This window comes from Mycolicibacterium sphagni (genome assembly GCF_002250655.1).
Taxonomy (GTDB): Bacteria; Actinomycetota; Actinomycetes; order Mycobacteriales; family Mycobacteriaceae; genus Mycobacterium; species Mycobacterium sphagni.
In genome coordinates this window covers 128628-145563 of record NZ_NOZR01000014.1, presented here as the reverse complement: position 1 = coordinate 145563, position 16936 = coordinate 128628, and the positions used below count along the sequence as shown (strand labels likewise).

Here is a 16936-nt window from a genome sequence, read left to right as displayed (position 1 = left end):
AACGAAAGCCGCCCCGGCACCAAAACCGGGGCGGCTTTCACCTGCCTCTTGACAAACAACGCCTACATATCAGCTGTTCCGACCGCCCGCGGGGAGTCTAACGCGATCGGGCTGCGTTGTTAGACACCGCGTCAAGAAGCTCGCTCAGCGGAAGCTGAGCACCTGATCGCCCCAGGCCAGCCTGATCGTGCGGTCCAGATCATCGACCACTTTGTCCTCCCGGTCGATGATCAGGGTGGTGCGGCGATCGACCTCGTAGGGCGCCCACTGTGGCTCCCCGACCGGCCCGGAGGGCACGCCGGTGGCCGCGAAGTTGGCCCACCGGGTGCGCATCCGCTGCGACAGCGCTTCACCGGTTTTGAGGCCGCCGAGCTTGAAGGTGATATCGCGGGAACCGGAGACCAGGTTGCCCCACACGTAGATCAGCTCGGTGGCATGCGCGGCGCCGAGTCGGATCGCCTTGAAAACGGGTGTCGCCCAATCGAATCGGTACAGGTAGACGGGTGCCACCGCGCCGTGTCCTTCGGCGAACCACACCGTGGGCATCCGGAAGCCCATGTCGCTCGCTACGCCGAGGCTGCGGGTGCGGGCGCGGCGGGCGGGGTACGCCGTGCCGATCTGCTCGGCGGTCGGCAGCTGCAGACCGGGCTGGTCGCTGGCGATCTCGTCGAACATCGTGCGAATTGCCTTGGGCGCGATCGGCATCAGCGGTGAGCGCATGAACCGGAACAGCGCGGCTTCGTCCTTGTTGGTCCCGATCAGCAACGGCACCCGGTGCGTCTTGCCGGCGCGGGCCAGCGTCACCGGGTAGTCGGGCACAAGATCGCCGTCGACGGTCGGGGCGAACGCCAGCCGCCCTGGTGTCGCGGTCGGCACGTGGTCGAACACCTCCATGGAGGCGTCGATCAGGGCCTGGACAGGAGCCTGGTGAGCCTCGGCGGCAGTCATCCCGAGCCGGTCCAACAGCAGTTGGGCGACGGCGCCGGCCCGGTCGGTGTCGTAGATCGACGTGGCCGGTGAACTCTGGGCGATCGCCCGCGAGAACAGCCCGGCGGCCGCGGGCACAGCCAGCAGTGTCGTCACGATCCCGGCGCCGGCGGATTCGCCGAACAACGTCACCCGGTCCGGGTCACCGCCGAAGCCGGCGATGTTGTCACGCACCCAGCGCAGCGCGGCCAGCACGTCGCGCAAAGCGACGTTGCTGTCGAACCCGGCCGACGAAAGATCGATGAAGCCCAGCGCGCCGAGGCGGTAGTTGATGGTCACAACGACGACGTCGGAACTGTCGGCCAGCACCGATCCGTCGTAAAGCGGCTGGCTGCCGGCGCCGAAGATGTAAGCGCCGCCGTGTACCCACACCATCACCGGCTTGGCGCCCGTGTCGGCGCCGGAGGGCGCCCACACGTTGAGGAACAGGCAGTCCTCGTCGGCTCGGGTGCCAAGGCCCATCGGGATCGGGCTGCGGGGCTGCGGACTGACCGGCCCGAACGACGTCGCGTCGGCGATCTCGGTCCACGGCTCGGGGGCCGCCGGCGCGCGCCAGCGAAGGTCCCCGACCGGCGCAGCGGCGTAGCGCAGGCCTTTCCACGTCTTCACTCGGCCGTTGTCCGCCCCGCGCACCGGGCCGTAGGTGGTCGCGACGACCGGCTGGTCGACGACCGGCCGAAAATGCGCATCCGTTGTCATTCCGTCCACGTTACCGACGGGTAATCGCCATGGGTACGTTGCCCGGGGTCTGTTCGGCCACCGGGACGCTCCGCTATGGCGGCGGCCACACGTCGCTGACCCGGCTATCCTGACCGGGCTGATAGCCGATGGAGGTGCCGGGCGTGCGGAAGTGGGCGCTGCTTCTGGCCGCCATCTTCGTCGAGGTCACCGGCACTCTGTCGCTGCGAGCCTCCCAGGATCACAAGGCGTGGCTGATCGTCGTGGCGATCGGTTACCTCGCCTCGTTCTATTTCCTCGCGCTGGTGCTGCGGGCCGGCATGCCGGTCGGGGTGGCCTACGGCGTGTGGGGCGCGGTGGGAACCGCGGCAACGGCGGCGCTGGCCGCGGTGATCTTCGACGACCCGTTCACTACACCGATCATCGTCGGTATCGGCCTGATCATCGCCGGGGTGCTGCTGGTGGAGCTGGGGTCGCGACACCACGAGGCCCCGCCGTGATGTGGCTGACTCTGGCCGGCGCCATCGGAGTCGAGGTATTCGCCACCTTGTGTCTGCGTGCGTCGGACGGTTTCCGCAAGAAGGCGTGGATCGCGCCGATGATGATCGGCTATCTCGTGGCGTTCACGCTGCTGTCGGTCACGCTGTCGCTGGGTATGCCCGTCGGTGTTGCCTACGGGGTGTGGTCGGCGGCCGGAGTGGCGTTGATCGCGGTGATCGCGCGGGTGCTCTTCGCCGAGCCATTGACGTGGGTGATGGTGGCCGGCATCGGGCTGATCATCGCCGGTGTGCTCACGATCGAGTTGACGGGTTCCGTGGGCTGAGCACCCGGGCCAGCAGCACGGCCGCGAGCCCGGCCACCACCACGGTGAGCAGTCCCACGCGCAGTGACATGGCGTCGGCGATCACACCCACCACGATCGGCGAACCGAGGAAGCCGACGCGCATCAGCCAGGTCAGCACAGTCAGCCCGGTGCCGGGCCGCAGCCCGGGTAGCTCGTCGGCGGCGTGCATGGCAGCCGGCACCAGTGTGGCCGAACCGAATCCGGCGGCGGCGAACCCGGCGATACTGCCGGGGATGCTCGGGAACGCCAGCGCGGTGGCCATGCCCAGCGTGATGAGCAATCCCCCGGCCCGGACCACCGCGCGCTGACCCCACCGATCGACCATCCGGTCGCCGAGTGCGCGGCCGATGAACTGGAAGCCGATCAGTGCCACGTAGCCGAAGGCGGCCAGTGCCGCCGGGGCCGCCAGCGATTCACGCAGATACAGCGTCGCCCACGAGCTGCCGGCGTCCTCGACGACGGCGCCCGCGATCGCGATGGCCACCAACGCAGCCAGTACGAGGTAGACGGCGCGGCCCGCTCCCGCGGAGGCTGCCTGCTGGTGCCGCTTGTCGGCCTCGTCATGGTCGGGGCCCGGCAGCAGAAAGCAGTAGCCGATCAGGCAGATCGCGCTGAACAGCACACCGGACACCGACAGCTGCACCGCCCGCGGAATGCCGAGATAGATTGCGCCCGCGCCCATCAGGCCGCCCAGGACCGCCCCCGCCGACCACACCGCGTGCAGCGAGTTGATGATGAACCGGCCGTACTCGCGTTGCAATCGCAGACCGTGCACGTTCTGGGCGACATCGGTCACCGAGTCAGCGGCGCCGGCGCAGAACAGTGCCGCCGCGAGCGTGGCGCCGGTGGGTGCCAGCACGGCGGCGAGAACGAACACCGCGATCAGCAGCCCGCCCGCAACCGCGACCACCGAGGAACGGAAGCGGCGGATCAGCGCACCCGCGGCGGGACCGCTCAGCAGCGCGCCCGCCGAGAACGCGGCGACCGCCAGACCGAAGTCCGTGTTGGACAGGCCGAGGTCCGCCTTGATCTCGGGGTAGCGCGGCAGCAGGTTGGCGAACAAGGCGCCGTTGGTCAGGAAGAGCGCCGCCGTCGCAATCCGGGCCCGGCGGTTGCGCACGTCGAGTCCGGGGGCGCCCATGTGAGGCGAGGTTACGGGTAACCAAGCAAGATGGCAGCCATGACTGACTCGGCACTGTCCGACCTCGCCCACCGGTTCGGCGTCGCCACCGACTATCACGACTGGACGGGACGGCTGGTGACGGTCGACGAAGCCACTCTGATCGGGGTCCTGTCCGCGCTCGGTGTCGAGGCGGGCACCGAACAGGGTCGGGCAGCAGCACTTTCGGCCCTGGACGCCCGGTACTGGTCGCGGTCGCTGCCGCCGACGATCATCGGCCGCGCCGGCAGCGAGACGTCCTTTTGGGTGCATGTCACCCACGGTGAACTGGCATATGTCTGGGTTCGGCTCGAGGACGGCACGGTTCGCACGGGGGTTCGACAGGCCGACAACTTCACCCCGCCGTTCGAACTGGACGGCCGGCTCGTGGGTGAGGCGACGTTCGTCGTACCGGGAGATCTGCCGCTGGGATATCACAGCGTCCATCTGAGCTCCGCCGGTGAGGAGTCGAGCACCCCGCTGATCGTCACCCCGCCGTGGCTGGGGCTGCCGGCCCGGCTCGGGGCCCGTCGCACCTGGGGGCTGGCCACCCAGCTCTACAGCGTGCGGTCGAAAAACTCCTGGGGCGTCGGGGATCTCGGCGATCTCGCCGATCTGGCGGTGTGGGCCGGCGCGCAGCACGGCGCCGGCTACGTCCTGGTCAACCCGCTGCATGCGGCCGCACCGACCGAACCCATGGAACCCTCCCCCTACCTTCCGACGTCTCGTCGGTTCACCAATCCCCTGTACCTTCGGGTCGAATCCGTCCCCGAATTCGCTTATCTGCCGAAGCGTGGGCGGGTATGGAAGGTGCGGGCCACCGTCCAAGCCCAGGCGCGCAAGGTCGACACCATCGACCGTGATTCGGCGTGGGCAGCCAAACGCGTTGCGCTGAAGGCGATTTACCGGGTGCCTCGGTCGGCGGGCCGGCAGCTGGCCTTCGAGGCGTTCAAGGAGCGGGAGGGCCGGGCCCTTGACGACTTCGCCACCTGGTCGGCGTTGGCCGAGAAGTATGGCGGCAACTGGCACGAATGGCCCGAGGCGCTGCGGCACCCGGGGAACCCGGAAGTGGCCGACTTTGTGGCCAAACACCGCTCTGCGGTGGATTTTCACCGCTGGCTGCAGTGGCAGCTCGACGATCAGCTGGCCGCCACCCAGTCGCAGGCGGTCCGCGCCGGGATGGTGCTGGGAATCATGGCTGACCTGGCCGTCGGGGTGCATCCCGACGGTGCCGACGCCTGGGCGTTGCAAGACGTGCTGGCACTGGGAGTGGCTGCCGGTGCGCCACCCGACGAGTTCAATCAGCTCGGCCAGAACTGGTCGCAGCCGCCATGGCGGCCCGATCAACTCGAAGAGCTTGGCTACCAACCATTTCGGACGTTGATCGAGGCGATCCTGCGGCACTCGGGCGGGGTTCGGATCGACCACATCATCGGGTTGTTCCGGCTGTGGTGGATTCCCGACGGTGCGTCGCCGACCAAGGGCACCTATGTCCGCTACAACCACGACGCGATGATCGGAATCGTCGCGCTCGAGGCACACCGAACCGGTGCCGTCGTCGTCGGCGAAGATCTGGGCACCGTGGAGCCGTGGGTCCGCGACTACCTGCGGGCTCGCGGGATCTTGGGCACCTCGATCCTGTGGTTCGAACGGGACAACGACGGTGACCGCGGGCCGCTGCCGGCCGAACGATGGCGCGAGCTGTGCCTGTCGTCGGTGACCACGCACGACCTGCCGCCGACACCGGGCTATCTGGCCGGCGAACACGTACGGCTGCGTGACGAGCTGGGGCTGCTCACCCGGCCCGCGGCCGACGAGCTGGCCGACGACCGCGCCGAGCAGGCGGCGTGGCTGGCCGAACTGCGCAGGGTCGGGCTGCTCGGCGACAATCCCGACGAGGAGGAGGTGATCCTTGGGCTGTACCGGTATCTGGCGCGAACCCCGTCCCGGCTGTTGGGGCTGGCGCTCACCGACGCGGTGGGCGACCGGCGCACCCAGAACCAGCCTGGCACCACCAATGAGTATCCGAACTGGCGGGTTCCGCTGACCGGGCCCGACGGCTCACCGCTGCTGCTGGAGGACGTGCTGACCGACCCGAGGGCACAGAGGCTGGCGGCCGCGCTGCAGGCGGCGACGGCGCCGCGCCCCGAATAGCGATGCCGAAATACAGTGCCGGCGTGCTGCTGTACCGGGTAGCCCACGATGTGGTGGAAGTTCTGATCGGCCATCCCGGCGGCCCGTTCTGGGCGCGCAAGGACGACGGCGCATGGTCGATTCCCAAGGGCGAGTACGAACCCGGCGAGGACCCGTGGGCGGCCGCGCAACGTGAGTTCGCCGAAGAGCTGGGCTGCGATGTACCGGACGGGCCCAGGATCGCGTTCGACGCGGTCAAGCAGCCGAGCGGCAAAGTGTTGACGGTGTTCGGCGTCGGCGCCGACTTGGATGTGACCGAAGCGCAAAGCAACACCTTCACGCTGGAGTGGCCGAAGGGGTCCGGGCGACTGCAGGAGTTTCCCGAACTCGATCGGGTCGGCTGGTTCCCGGTGGCACACGCCCGCCGGAAGCTCCTCAAGGGACATGTGACGTTTCTTGATCTGTTGATGGCTCAGTTGACGGGACTCGGCGAAGGCGACTCAGGGCCGGAGGGTTAGCCTCACGACGTGAAGGTCTCCGTCGTTGCTCCGGTCGGAGCCTCAGGCACCGCGGACCCCGTGTGGCTGGGCGAATTCGCCCGCCACCTCGAGGCGAGCGGCTTCGAGTCGATCATCGTCGCAGAGCACACGGTGCTGGTGACCCGCTACACCAGCGTGTATCCCTACGACCCGTCCGGGCGGGTCGAGCTGACCCCGGCGGATCCGGTGCCCGATCCGCTGGAGCTGTTGGCGTTCCTGGCGGGTCAGACGACGACGCTGGGGTTGGCGACCGGTGTGCTGGTGCTGCCCAACCACCACCCGGTGATGCTCGCCAAGCGAGCTGCGACCGTCGACGTTCTCTCCCGCGGGCGGCTCCGGCTGTGCGTCGGGGTGGGGTGGCTGCGCGAGGAGATCGAAGCCTGCGGAGCGGATTTCGACAGCCGGGGACGGCGTGCCGACGAGCAGATTCACGTGCTGCGGCAGCTGTGGGCCGACCATCCCGACGGGGTCAGTCATCATGGCGAGTTCTTCGACTTTGACAATGTCATGTGTTATCCGAAACCCGTTTCTGCCCAGGGTGTTTCGCTTCACATCGGTGGGCACAGCCGGTTGGCGGCGCGCCGGGCAGGACGGCTGGGCGACGGCTTTCAGCCGCTCGGGGTGGCCGGCTCGGAACTGGCCACGCTGGTCGAAGTGATGCGGATGGCGGCCGAGGATTCCGGCCGCGACCCGGATGAGCTTGAGCTGTCGCTGGGCCACCTGGTCACCAAGGTCGACGCCGACCGCGCCGGCCGGCTGGTCGAGATGGGCGCCAACCGGCTGGTGCTGGGGATGCCGTCAATCAGCGACCTGAACGAGGCCAAGGACGTGCTGTCGGCCTGCGCAGAACGACTGGGCTTGCAGCCGTGAGCCTTTCGGTCCCAGACCGGTTGGCGTTGTCAGAGCTGGTACATCGCTACGCCGCTGCCGTCGACGATCGGGATGTCGAGACGGTGCTCCGATTGTTTGTCGCCGACGGCGAACTGGTGCTGCCCGAGCCGCCCGATGTGCTGACCCCGGTGCGGCATCAGCGCGGACCCGACGCCATCGGCGTGGCGTTGTCGGAGGCCACCAACGTCGGACGGACCCATCACGGCATCGACTCGGAGGTTTACACGCCGGGGACGAATCCGGATGTTGTACATGGGCGTATCGCAGCGACCGCACATCATTGGAGCCGGCGCTCGGACGGTGTCGCCGACCTGGTGTGGTACCTGCGCTACGACGACGAGTACGTGCGCGCCGAATCGGATTGGCTGCTCGCGCGGCGCGCGCTGACGATCGATGCGATCGAGACGCGTCCCACCCGTCGGCTGCGGTAGGTTTCTGTGCGCCGAGCGTGGGGGTTACCGCATGAAACGCCGCGAAGTTTCGACGATAAGGCCCACGGCCGGCGATTTGCCTAGCGCACGCCGGCAGCGGCTTCGGCCAGCGCGTCGGTCGCGCCCTTACGGCGCATTTCGATGACCTCGCCGATCTGACGTGCCAGCCGGGCATTGTTCTGCACCACCGCGTTCATCGCGTCGCGCGGTACCGACACGATCGTGGTGTCGGTCAGCGCGACGACGCCGGTGATCATCCGCTGGCGGGTCAGCGAGGTCCCGCCGATGTAGTCCCCCACTCCGATGCTGCCCAGCGACAGCTCCCGGCCGTCTTCGGCGTAGACCAACAGCCCGACCGATCCTGCGGTGATGAACCCGACCGCCTCCGGAATGCTGTTCACCGGTTGGATGATCTCGCCCTCGGCGTACAGCAGCTGGCGGGCATGCGCCGCCATCGCGGCGACCGCGTCCTCGCCGAGGCCCAGCCCGGCAGCGACCCGCTGCAACTGGCTCTCCACATAGGTTTTGGCGGTCTCGGCGTCGGGGCTCGCCTCGTCGAGGTGCAGCCCCGCCCGTTGTGCGGCATACCAAGCGCGGTGCAGAAGCAGCGCCTTGGTCCGCGACTCATCAGCCGGCGATGCGATCGGTACCGACACCTTGTACTTGGCCTCGCCCAGCGCCACCACTTTGGCCGGCAGACTGCCCAGCCGCGTCGGCAAACCCGTGGCCACCGACATCAGCGCAGCGCCCACCGCACCCGGCGGGTCGTCGGGTCCGAACGCCAGCGTTGCCGACGCCTGGTAGGCCGCCCCCTGCGCCCGACTCAGGTTGGTGAACGATCCCGTCGCCAGCATTGCGTTCGGCACGATCTGGATCCCGTTGCCGGTGTCGATGTGCGCCGCACGCCAGTTCACTTCGACCACGCGGCCTTTGGCCGGCGAAGTGTCCAGCCAGTCACCGATTCGGAACGGTTGTTCGAACAGCAGCAGCAATCCGGCGATCACCGGTCCGACGGCAGTCTGCACCGCCAGGCCGATGACGATCGATGTCACCCCGACCGCGGCGATCAGGCCGCCGATGTTGGCGCCCCACACCCATGACAGCAGCAGCCCCACGCCCAGGATGATCAGGACGAGCCGGCCCATGTCGATGAAGATGCCCGGCAGTCGCTCACGCCAGCTGCCCGCCCGCGCCGCACCGAACAACGCGGCATTGGCCCCCGACAACAGCAGCAGCATGATCAGGAACCCGAACGCCGTCGCGGCGATCTTCGACCAGGTGGCCTGCACATCGGCCTGCTCCAGCTGAGCCACCAGTAGATACACCGCGCATGCGGGCAGCACCCAGTTACGCAGCAGTGCAACAGGTTTGGCGTAGGAACTTCCTCGGCGCGCCAGCAACGCGTGCAGCTCGTTGAGCAGCAGCAGGGCTAGTGGCAGGCCGACGATGACGCCGAGAGCCGGCCAGAACCAGGGTTGAGAGGTGAAGCTGTTCATACCGACTGCCGCGTTCCGACATCCAGGCGCCACACCGGTTCGTTCCCCTCGGCGCCGCTGAGGGTGCCTGCGTCGGAGAACGAGTAGATGCCGACCACGGCCTCATGCACCCGGTCGCTGACGAACACCCCGGGCGTCTTGGTCGCTGAATGCACCCGGTTGGCCAGGTCAACGGCCTCACCCCACAACGCATAGATCTTCGAGCGCTGCCCGACCAGACCACTGGTCACCGGCCCGCTGTCGATACCGGCCCGGATCGCCAGCCGCGCGCCGTGCTGGTCGTTGAAGCGGTGCATGATCTCGGTCAGCTCCTGCGCGAACGCGATCGTCCGGCTGGCGTGATCGACCCGCGGCACCACCAGGCCGCAGGTCGCCAGCAATCCGTTGTCCTGCATGCTGCGGACCTGCTCCACCCCGTGTCGCTCGGCGGCCCCGTCGAAGGACTCGACCAGTGAGTTGAGCATCGCGACCGATTCTCCGGAAGGCATCGAACGGCTGAACTCGTCGAACCCGAGCAACTGGATGTAGATCACCGAGACGTCGCGGTAATGGGTGCTGATGTTCTCCTCGCCATCGCGATAGCGTCGTGCCACCGGTTCGGGCATCAGAGTCGCCAGCAGCTCGTCGTTCTCGCGCCGCTGCTCGTCGATCAGCAGTTGCTTCGTCTGCAGGCTCGCGCTCATATCGTTGAAAGCGGAAGCCAGCTCACCGATTTCGTCTTGCGCGGTGACCGGCACGCTCACGCCGAGTTCGCCGCCGGCCACGCGGCGCACCGCGGCGCCCAGACTCTTGATCGGCCGGGTGAGAATCCGACTGAACAACAACGCAAGTAGCGAGACCACCAAGACGATCGCCGCCGTCGACAGTGCGATGTTGCGCGCGAACGTGGTGACCGGGGCCAGCGCCTCCGATCGGTCGATCTTGGCGACCAGCACCCAGTCCAATCCAGGAATCTCCAGCGGTGAGTAGGCGACCAGCGCCTCCGGTCCGATGTAGTCGCGTGAGGTGGTCACCCCCGTCTCCCCCGTCAGCGCGCGGTTGACCGCGTACTTGTCCACCGATTGCAGGAGCACACTGCCCTTGACGGCCACTTGACGCTGGGCGATGTCTTCGGGGGTCCCGTCGGCGACCACCTCTTCGACGTAATGCTTGGGATCGGTCAGCAGCTCCCGGGAGACCGACCGCATCAGCTTGTCCGGTCCGGCGAGGTATGTCTCACCGGATTGCCCGAGCCCGTCGTCGACCCAGTGCCCCTGCCCCGTCATCACATCGTTGATCGAGTCGAGGGACAGCTGCAGAGCCAGTACCCCGGCAATGCTGCCGTCCCGCCCGATCGGGGACAACACCCATTGAGTCGGCCTGCCGTACGACGGCGCGTACCGCTCGAAGTCGCTGATGAAGGTCTGATCGACCGACGTCGCCTGCAATGCTTTGCGGTACGTGGCTGCCAGGGCAGTAGTGCTGTACGGGCCGTTCGTCACGTTGGCGCCGAGATCGACACCCTTGTATGCGGTGTAGACGACATTGCCCTGGGTGTCGAGGATCATCGCGTCCCCGAATTTGAACCGCTGCGTCAGGTCGGCGAAGAACGGCTGGTAGCGGGCGTTGACAGCAGACCAGGCGCTGGGATCGCCCGCCGACACCACCTTGATCGCCGCCTGCTCATTACCTTGGGCCGCTACGGTGTACGCGTTCTGCAGGTACATCGCCGCGTTGTTGGTCGGCTCGAACAGCGAGGCGTCTACCGGTTGTCCGGTTCTCTGCGCCAGGGCAGGACCGAACACCGTCGAGTAGTAGTTGGCCACCGCCTGCTGGGCGCCCGGCGGCAGCGGCGTCGTCTGAAGTTCGTTGAACGCCTTGCTGAATTCGTTGGCCGCGGCGATCGTCTGGGTGCCGTGGGTGACGATCGATGCCGCGTCAGTGACTTCGGTGTAGAACGTCTTGATCTCGCGCGCCCGCGATTCCCGCAACTGAGTCAGCCGTTGGTATTCGGCATTGCGCAGGGAGGTGGTGCCCGAGACGTATCCGATGGCGCCGGCGATCACGACCGACACGATGCTGACCGACAGCAGCATGATCAACAACTTGGACTGGAATCCCAGAGATCGCAGCCGCGAACCCCGTGCCAGCGCACCCGATAGTCGGACCACGTAAGACCCCCACTCGTCGTTCGGCGTCGCCGCTGATCGAGCGGATGTTAACGCATCTAAGCGTCGGGATCTTCAGTTCTGGGACTGCAGTGCCTGCTGACCAAACGTGCCGACCTCCAGCGCACCTTCCGGAAGCACCAGTTCCCCGCTGTCGAGGCGGGACCTCAGATACGCGAAAGTCTGTGCGGTCTGGGCGAACAGATGCTCTCCGGCCACCAGCGGCGCCCGTGACGGGCCGTCGCTGAATTGCGGCAGCGGCTGCACCACGGTGTGGTAGTCGACGTTGAAGAACAACGGGAACGAGTAGCGCTCCTCTTTGACCTTGCGCACGCGGTGTGACGTGGCGACGAACGCGCCGTTGGTCCACAGCTCGAGCAGGTCTCCGACGTTGACGACGAAGGTGCCGGGAATCGGCGGGACATCGATCCACTCACCGTCGCCGTTGAGAACCTCCAGCCCCGGCGCGGTCGGCTTGAGCAGGGTGAAGCACTCGTAGTCGGTGTGCGCGCCGATGCCTTGGGCGTCTTTGGCTTCTGGGTTGTACGGGTAGTAGATCAGCCGCAACTGGCTCGGGGTCTTGGTGGCATGCCGGGTGAAAGTGTCCGGATCCTCACCCAGCGCTACCGCGAAGGCCCACAACAGATCCTGGCCGACACCCAGCAACGCCTGGTAGTAATCGGTGACAGACTCGGCGAAACCGGGGATGTCGGGCCACACATTGGGGCCGAGCATCGGGTTGCCCGCCAGATGGTCGGGGTCGTCGGCGGGCAGATCCAGCGCGGTGTCGAACGCCTCTTTGAGATCGGCGGTCGGCTCGCCGTAGAGGCCCTCTTCGCCCACCGGAACATAGCCGCGATGACAGGTCGACAAGCCGATGTAGGACTTCATCTTCTCGTCCATCGGCAGCGCGAAGAACCGTTTGGTCGCGGCCAGCAGGTTCTCGAACAGCGCGTCGCTGATCGGCGTGCCGGAAATGTAGAAGAACCCGACCTCACGGGCGGCCGTGCCGAGTTCAGCGGCCACGCGCTCCCGTTCGGTGCGGTCGGCGGACCGCAACCCGCAGATGTCGATCACGGGTATCGATTGGAATGATGTCGCCCCACTCACAGTGTCACGCTTCCTTCGCTTTCCTTGATGTCCCAGGCGATGTCGTCGTCGACTCGCAGTTGTCCCGCTGTCAATCGGGGATTCAGCAGCGCCCCTACTCGGTCCGCGGCGGCGGAAGTGGTTATCCGCCAATCGGTCCCGGTGATCTCTCCGAGTGAGATCTCGCCGGCATGGGCATCTCGCCAGGCCCAGCCGAAGCGCTCCCCCACCCGCACCAGCACTCCTGCCGCGTCGTCGGCCGTGCGGAGCAGCAGCCCCCAGCACGGGTCCGTGGGGCCAGGTTCCCGCTGCCAATGCTCGGTGTAGTCGGCGTGCACGCCGACTTCGACCATGATGTCACCGTCCCAGCTCATCCGCCCGGCGTCGGGCAGCCCGGGTGGCTGCAGATCCACATACCTGGTCCACTCGAAAACGTCCAGTCGCTGCTCGAGCTGGCCGGCAAATCCCTCCCCCGGGCCGCGTACGTCGACGAACAGCGAGATACCCTGTAGCCATTGCACATTCGTTCCGGTGTCCCGGGATCCAACGGCATCGATCAGCAGTATGCGGCGCCATAGTCCGGCGCATTCCGCGATCATCGGGGTCACCGTGCCGCCTCCCAACGCTCGCGGAGCCGTACCAGCCCAGCCTCGGTGGGCTGGCCAAGCGCCCGGACCCGAGCGATGCCACCGTCCGGGTAGGCCTGCACCCGGATCGCGGTGATCCCGGCGGCAGCCACCACGAATACCTGCCGGGCATCCGGGAGCAGCCGGGTGCGCGGCACCACGATCTCCTCGAATGACAATGCCCACCATGGACGTCCGGAAGTGGGAAGGTCGTGGGTGCCGTGCACACAGACTTCCCGGGATGCGTTGAACACGAAATACGAGGTGTCGATCTCGACGCGGTCGAGGTCGGTGGGCGTCAGGAACGAGATTGTCACCGCGTCGTGGGTGTCGGGTCCGATATCGCGGCGGCGCCGGGCTTCCCAGCCGGATCCCATGTTCTTGGGGCGATCCGCGGCGATCAGCGAGTGGGCATCGGAATAGAAGGTGTCGCTGCAATGCTCGAGTCGCCCACCGTTCTCGGCGCCGGACACCTCGACGGTCACCCCGTCCCAGAGTGCGGGGTCGGGCACGGGGTCGCCGTATGCCCGCATCCTGGCGATCCCGCCGTCGCTGGCGATCACCAGCTTCACATGGGTACAGCGGCGCCGGTCGTCGACCGCGATCGGGTTGTGCGCATCGGCTTTCAGCGTGGTGGGCGCGGCCAGCGGCCGCCAGTGCACGCCCGCATCGCACGGGTCGTCGGTCGCCGCCAGTGTGGCCCCGTACAGCGAGCAGCCGGTCGGATGGTTGCCGGTGAAGAAGCGGGTGTCGACATCGACGGTGCGCAGTCGCCCCGGCACCCCGAGCCGGACGATGACCCAGTCCCCGGCAGGCGCGTGCCTGCGGGTCTCCCAGCCGTCAACCACCTCACCGCGCAGGTCAAAGGTGCCGGGTACGAAGCTCGGTTCGGCCGCTTCGATCAGGTTCTCCTTGAACCCGAAGGACTCGTCGCTTGCCGCGACGACACTGCCGCCGACCGCGCGGCAGGCCAGATCAAGGCGGGCGTCGAGAGTCATGAGCCCAGCGCCTGCGATAGCGGCCAGTACGTCCGCGGGTTTTCCGGCCCAGGTGCATACGCACCGGCCTTACTGGTGGACAGGCCCAGTCCGACCAGCATCTGGGCTAACCCCACCGCGGCAGCCACCCCGTCGACGGCCGGCACACCCAATGCCGCGGTGATCGCCGCGGTCACTCCGGCCATCCCCGCGCAGCCCAGGCAGATCACGTCGGCGCCGTCCTGGGTCACCGCGCGTCCGGCTTCGGTGACGATCGCTGTGACCGCGCCGGCCGGGTCGGCGTCGACTTCCGCTGTCCCCAGCCCGCACGCCCGTACCGACGCGCAATGCGCAGCCAGTCCGGCCAGCAGCAACCGGTCCTCGATCGGGGCGATCGAACGGGCAAGAGTGGTGACCACCGAGAACCTCCGGCCGATGAGATGTGCGACGTGAGCGGCGGATTCGGCGATGTCGAGTACCGGAACGTCGAGCATCTCCTGCAGCGCGTCCTTGCCGTGCTCGCCGAAACCGGCGAGTACCACTGCGTCGGCGTCGAATGTTCCGTCGGCCAGCTGGGTGGCGACGAGGTCCATCACCCCGACCGCGGACAGGTAGCTCTCGGCCGCGGAGTCGATCGCGACGGTCCCGAATCCGGGTGCGGCGGTGTAGATTTCGGTACCGGGCGCGGCCGCCACGCGGGCCGCGGCGTCGATCTCCGCAGTCATCGTGGCCGACGTGTTGGGGTTGAGCACCAAGATCTTCATACCGGCTCCGGTATCCCGGCGCGGAGCAGCTCGCCGTGGCTGTCGCCGCCGACCGGCTGGCCGCCGAGCCACATCTGGCGCACCGCACCCGTGAGCGCCATCCCCTCATATGGAGTGGCCGGATGCCGGTGCCGAAGGTCGGCGCCGCGCACCATCCACGCCGCGTGGGGGTCGAACACACAGAAGTCCGCGCGCTTGCCGGGGGCGATCTCACCACGATCGCTGAGCCCGGCCAGCTCGGCGGGTGCCTGCGCCATCCAGCGGCATACGTCGGCCAAACCGCAGCCGGCCTGCACCGCTTGGGTCCACAGCGCGGGCAGCGCGATCTGCAATGAGCTGATCCCGCCGAATGCGCGGCCGAAGTCCCCGCCGACCATGTCCTTGTGCTGCGGAGCGCAGGGCGAATGATCGGAGACCACCATGTCCAGGGTGCCGTCGACCAGGGCAGCCCACAGCAGGGCGCGGTTGCCCTCACCACGAATGGGCGGGCAGGCTGCAAATACCGTGCCCCCGTTGGGAATCGTCTCAGCGGCGAAAGTCAGGTAATGCGGACATGTTTCAGCGGTGACGGGCAGTCCGTCCCGCTTTGCATCGGCGATCATCGGCAACACGGCGGCGCTGGAGACGTGCACGATGTGTGCGTGGGCGCCGGTGTCGGCGACGGCATCGAGCACGATCCGCACCGCGTCCTGCTCGACAGCGTCGGGCCGCGACCGAAGGAAGTCGCCGTAGTCGCGGCCCGCGGCTGGCGGACAATCGGCCAGCACGCGTGCGCTTTCGGCGTGCACCAGCAGCACCGAATCCAACTCGGCGACAACGGCCATCGCCCGCAGGAACTCTGATGGGTCCAGTGGCGGAAAGTTCGGGTTTCCGGACTCGGAGAGAAAGCATTTGAAGCCGAGCACGCCCGCGCCGGCCAGCTCGCCGAACGACTCCAGGTTGTCCGGCACGATGCCGCCCCAGAACCCGGTGTCGACCCGGCACGCACCCGCTGCCGAGGCGCGTTTCATATCCAGCGCGGCCACCGTCGTCGTCACCGGGTCACTGTCCAGTGGCATGTCCACCACCGTGGTGATGCCGCCGGCCAACGCCGCCGAGGTCGCCGTGGCGAAGCCCTCCCAATCGGTGCCCGGCTCGTTGATGTGCACGTGGGTGTCCACCAGGCCGGGCAGCAGCACGACAGTGTCGTCCAGGGTGGTCTGCCCGGCGGAATCGAACACCGCGTCCATATCCCGAATGACCCGAATCAGGCCGTCCGCCAACCCGATTGCGGCCGGGCGGACTACCCCGTCGATCGCCGCGCGCGGGGCGCGGATGACATGCTCGACGGCAGGTGGACTCACCGTGGCCGCACCGGGCCGAACCGCTCCTCGAGCCGGTGGGTCAGTTCGGGCCACACATGCGGGTCGTGCCCGGGAACGAGCTCGTAGCCCAACTCGGCGGCCAGCTTCTTCAGTCGGCGGATCGGCTCCACCGTGTCGGCCGGGTCGACGTCGATGAACCCGCCGATCGGCAGCTCGTGCGCGATGTTCTCGGTCAGATCAGCGGCATCGAAGGCGAATACGAACCCGCCGCCACCCACCGAGGTATCGAGCTCGACGACGAAACTCTGGTGGCCCGGGGTATGCCCATAGGTCGGTACCGCGGTGATACCGGGTGCGATCTCGGCCTCCCCGTCGGCCAGCACCCAGTCGATCCGCGGATCGTCGAAATCCACCCGGACGATCGCATTGCGTTCGGGTTCAGGATGATTCGACAGCCCGTACTCCAGCTCGCGGCGCTGCGCATGCACGGGCACCTTGCCGGCGAACAGCTTGACGCCGCCGGCATGGTCGTGGTGCAGATGCGACAGCGCCACGAGGTGGATCTCGTCGACGTCGATGCCGATGTCGTGTAGCGACTCCTCGATCGGCTCACCTGGCCCTGGGAGCACCGGGATGTACTCGACGGTCGGGAAGAACCGCCGGTACAGCGCCGGATCACGGATCAGCGCGGTGTTGAACCCGGTGTCGAGCAACACCCAACCGCCGTCGGTCTGCAGCAGCACACCCGGCACGGGTTCACGCATCCGCAGCTCCGGTGGCGACCCGTACACCGATACCGACTTCGGCAGCTCCTCCCAACCCAGTGTCAGCAGGATGATCCGGCGAACTTTCCCGTCTCCCAGGACCATTA

Annotated in this window: 16 protein-coding genes; 6 read left to right on the top strand and 10 right to left on the bottom strand. The window is 67.6% G+C overall.

The genetic code is table 11. The features are described 5' to 3' along the window. Nucleotides 1-144: 144 nt before the first annotated feature. Complete coding sequence (locus tag CG716_RS17400) at nt 145-1686, bottom strand: carboxylesterase/lipase family protein (RefSeq protein ID WP_094481794.1); 1542 nt, start codon at nt 1684-1686, stop codon at nt 145-147. Nucleotides 1687-1829: 143 nt separating this feature from the next. On the opposite strand from CG716_RS17400, the gene CG716_RS17395 reads away from it, so the two are divergent. Together CG716_RS17395 and CG716_RS17390 are read left to right on the top strand one after the other, a co-directional pair. Continuing rightward, nucleotides 1830-2165 (top strand): DMT family transporter, encoded by a 336-nt coding sequence (locus CG716_RS17395; RefSeq protein WP_094481828.1) that lies wholly within the window; start codon nt 1830-1832, stop codon nt 2163-2165. Next, nucleotides 2165-2488 (top strand): DMT family transporter, encoded by a 324-nt coding sequence (locus CG716_RS17390; protein WP_094481826.1) that lies wholly within the window; start codon nt 2165-2167, stop codon nt 2486-2488. Before CG716_RS17395 ends, CG716_RS17390 begins: the two co-directional genes overlap by 1 nt. Here CG716_RS17390 and CG716_RS17385 read toward each other — a convergent pair. After that, complete coding sequence (locus tag CG716_RS17385) at nt 2457-3650, bottom strand: MFS transporter (RefSeq protein ID WP_094481792.1); 1194 nt, start codon at nt 3648-3650, stop codon at nt 2457-2459. The genes CG716_RS17390 and CG716_RS17385 overlap by 32 nt on opposite strands. 30 nt (nt 3651-3680) lie before the next feature. Between CG716_RS17385 and malQ the strand changes: the two genes are divergently transcribed. The 4 genes from malQ to CG716_RS17365 are packed head-to-tail and all read left to right on the top strand — an operon-like array spanning nt 3681 to nt 7662. Next, entirely contained in the window at nt 3681-5822 is a 2142-nt protein-coding gene (gene malQ / locus CG716_RS17380; protein ID WP_410431429.1) for a 4-alpha-glucanotransferase, read from the top strand. A gap of 2 nt (nt 5823-5824) precedes the next feature. After that, entirely contained in the window at nt 5825-6319 is a 495-nt protein-coding gene (locus CG716_RS17375) for an NUDIX hydrolase (RefSeq protein WP_094481788.1), read from the top strand. Between the two features lie 9 nt (nt 6320-6328). Next, on the top strand, nt 6329-7210 hold the full coding sequence (locus CG716_RS17370; protein ID WP_094481786.1) for an LLM class F420-dependent oxidoreductase: 882 nt from the start codon (nt 6329-6331) through the stop codon (nt 7208-7210). Continuing rightward, complete coding sequence (locus CG716_RS17365; RefSeq protein ID WP_094481784.1) at nt 7207-7662, top strand: nuclear transport factor 2 family protein; 456 nt, start codon at nt 7207-7209, stop codon at nt 7660-7662. Before CG716_RS17370 ends, CG716_RS17365 begins: the two co-directional genes overlap by 4 nt. An 80-nt stretch (nt 7663-7742) precedes the next feature. Here CG716_RS17365 and CG716_RS17360 read toward each other — a convergent pair whose 3' ends face one another. From CG716_RS17360 to CG716_RS17325, 8 genes are all read right to left on the bottom strand, one after another. Continuing rightward, nucleotides 7743-9158: a mechanosensitive ion channel domain-containing protein gene (locus tag CG716_RS17360; protein ID WP_094481782.1), complete on the bottom strand. Its 1416-nt coding sequence runs from the start codon at nt 9156-9158 to the stop codon at nt 7743-7745. Continuing rightward, complete coding sequence (locus tag CG716_RS17355; RefSeq protein WP_133066965.1) at nt 9155-11233, bottom strand: adenylate/guanylate cyclase domain-containing protein; 2079 nt, start codon at nt 11231-11233, stop codon at nt 9155-9157. The genes CG716_RS17360 and CG716_RS17355 overlap by 4 nt, the downstream gene beginning before the upstream one ends. A 147-nt stretch (nt 11234-11380) precedes the next feature. After that, nucleotides 11381-12415: an isopenicillin N synthase family dioxygenase gene (locus CG716_RS17350; protein WP_094481778.1), complete on the bottom strand. Its 1035-nt coding sequence runs from the start codon at nt 12413-12415 to the stop codon at nt 11381-11383. After that, on the bottom strand, nt 12412-12993 hold the full coding sequence (locus CG716_RS17345; protein WP_094481824.1) for a hypothetical protein: 582 nt from the start codon (nt 12991-12993) through the stop codon (nt 12412-12414). Before CG716_RS17345 ends, CG716_RS17350 begins: the two co-directional genes overlap by 4 nt. 5 nt (nt 12994-12998) lie before the next feature. Next, on the bottom strand, nt 12999-14018 hold the full coding sequence (locus tag CG716_RS17340) for an allantoicase (protein ID WP_094481776.1): 1020 nt from the start codon (nt 14016-14018) through the stop codon (nt 12999-13001). Then, nucleotides 14015-14761 (bottom strand): aspartate/glutamate racemase family protein, encoded by a 747-nt coding sequence (locus CG716_RS17335; RefSeq protein WP_094481774.1) that lies wholly within the window; start codon nt 14759-14761, stop codon nt 14015-14017. The genes CG716_RS17340 and CG716_RS17335 overlap by 4 nt, the downstream gene beginning before the upstream one ends. Continuing rightward, on the bottom strand, nt 14758-16104 hold the full coding sequence (gene allB / locus CG716_RS17330; RefSeq protein WP_094481772.1) for an allantoinase AllB: 1347 nt from the start codon (nt 16102-16104) through the stop codon (nt 14758-14760). Before allB ends, CG716_RS17335 begins: the two co-directional genes overlap by 4 nt. Then, nucleotides 16101-16934, bottom strand: a complete 834-nt coding sequence (locus CG716_RS17325; protein WP_094481770.1) for an N-acyl homoserine lactonase family protein — start codon at nt 16932-16934, stop codon at nt 16101-16103. Before CG716_RS17325 ends, allB begins: the two co-directional genes overlap by 4 nt. Nucleotides 16935-16936: the final 2 nt, after the last annotated feature.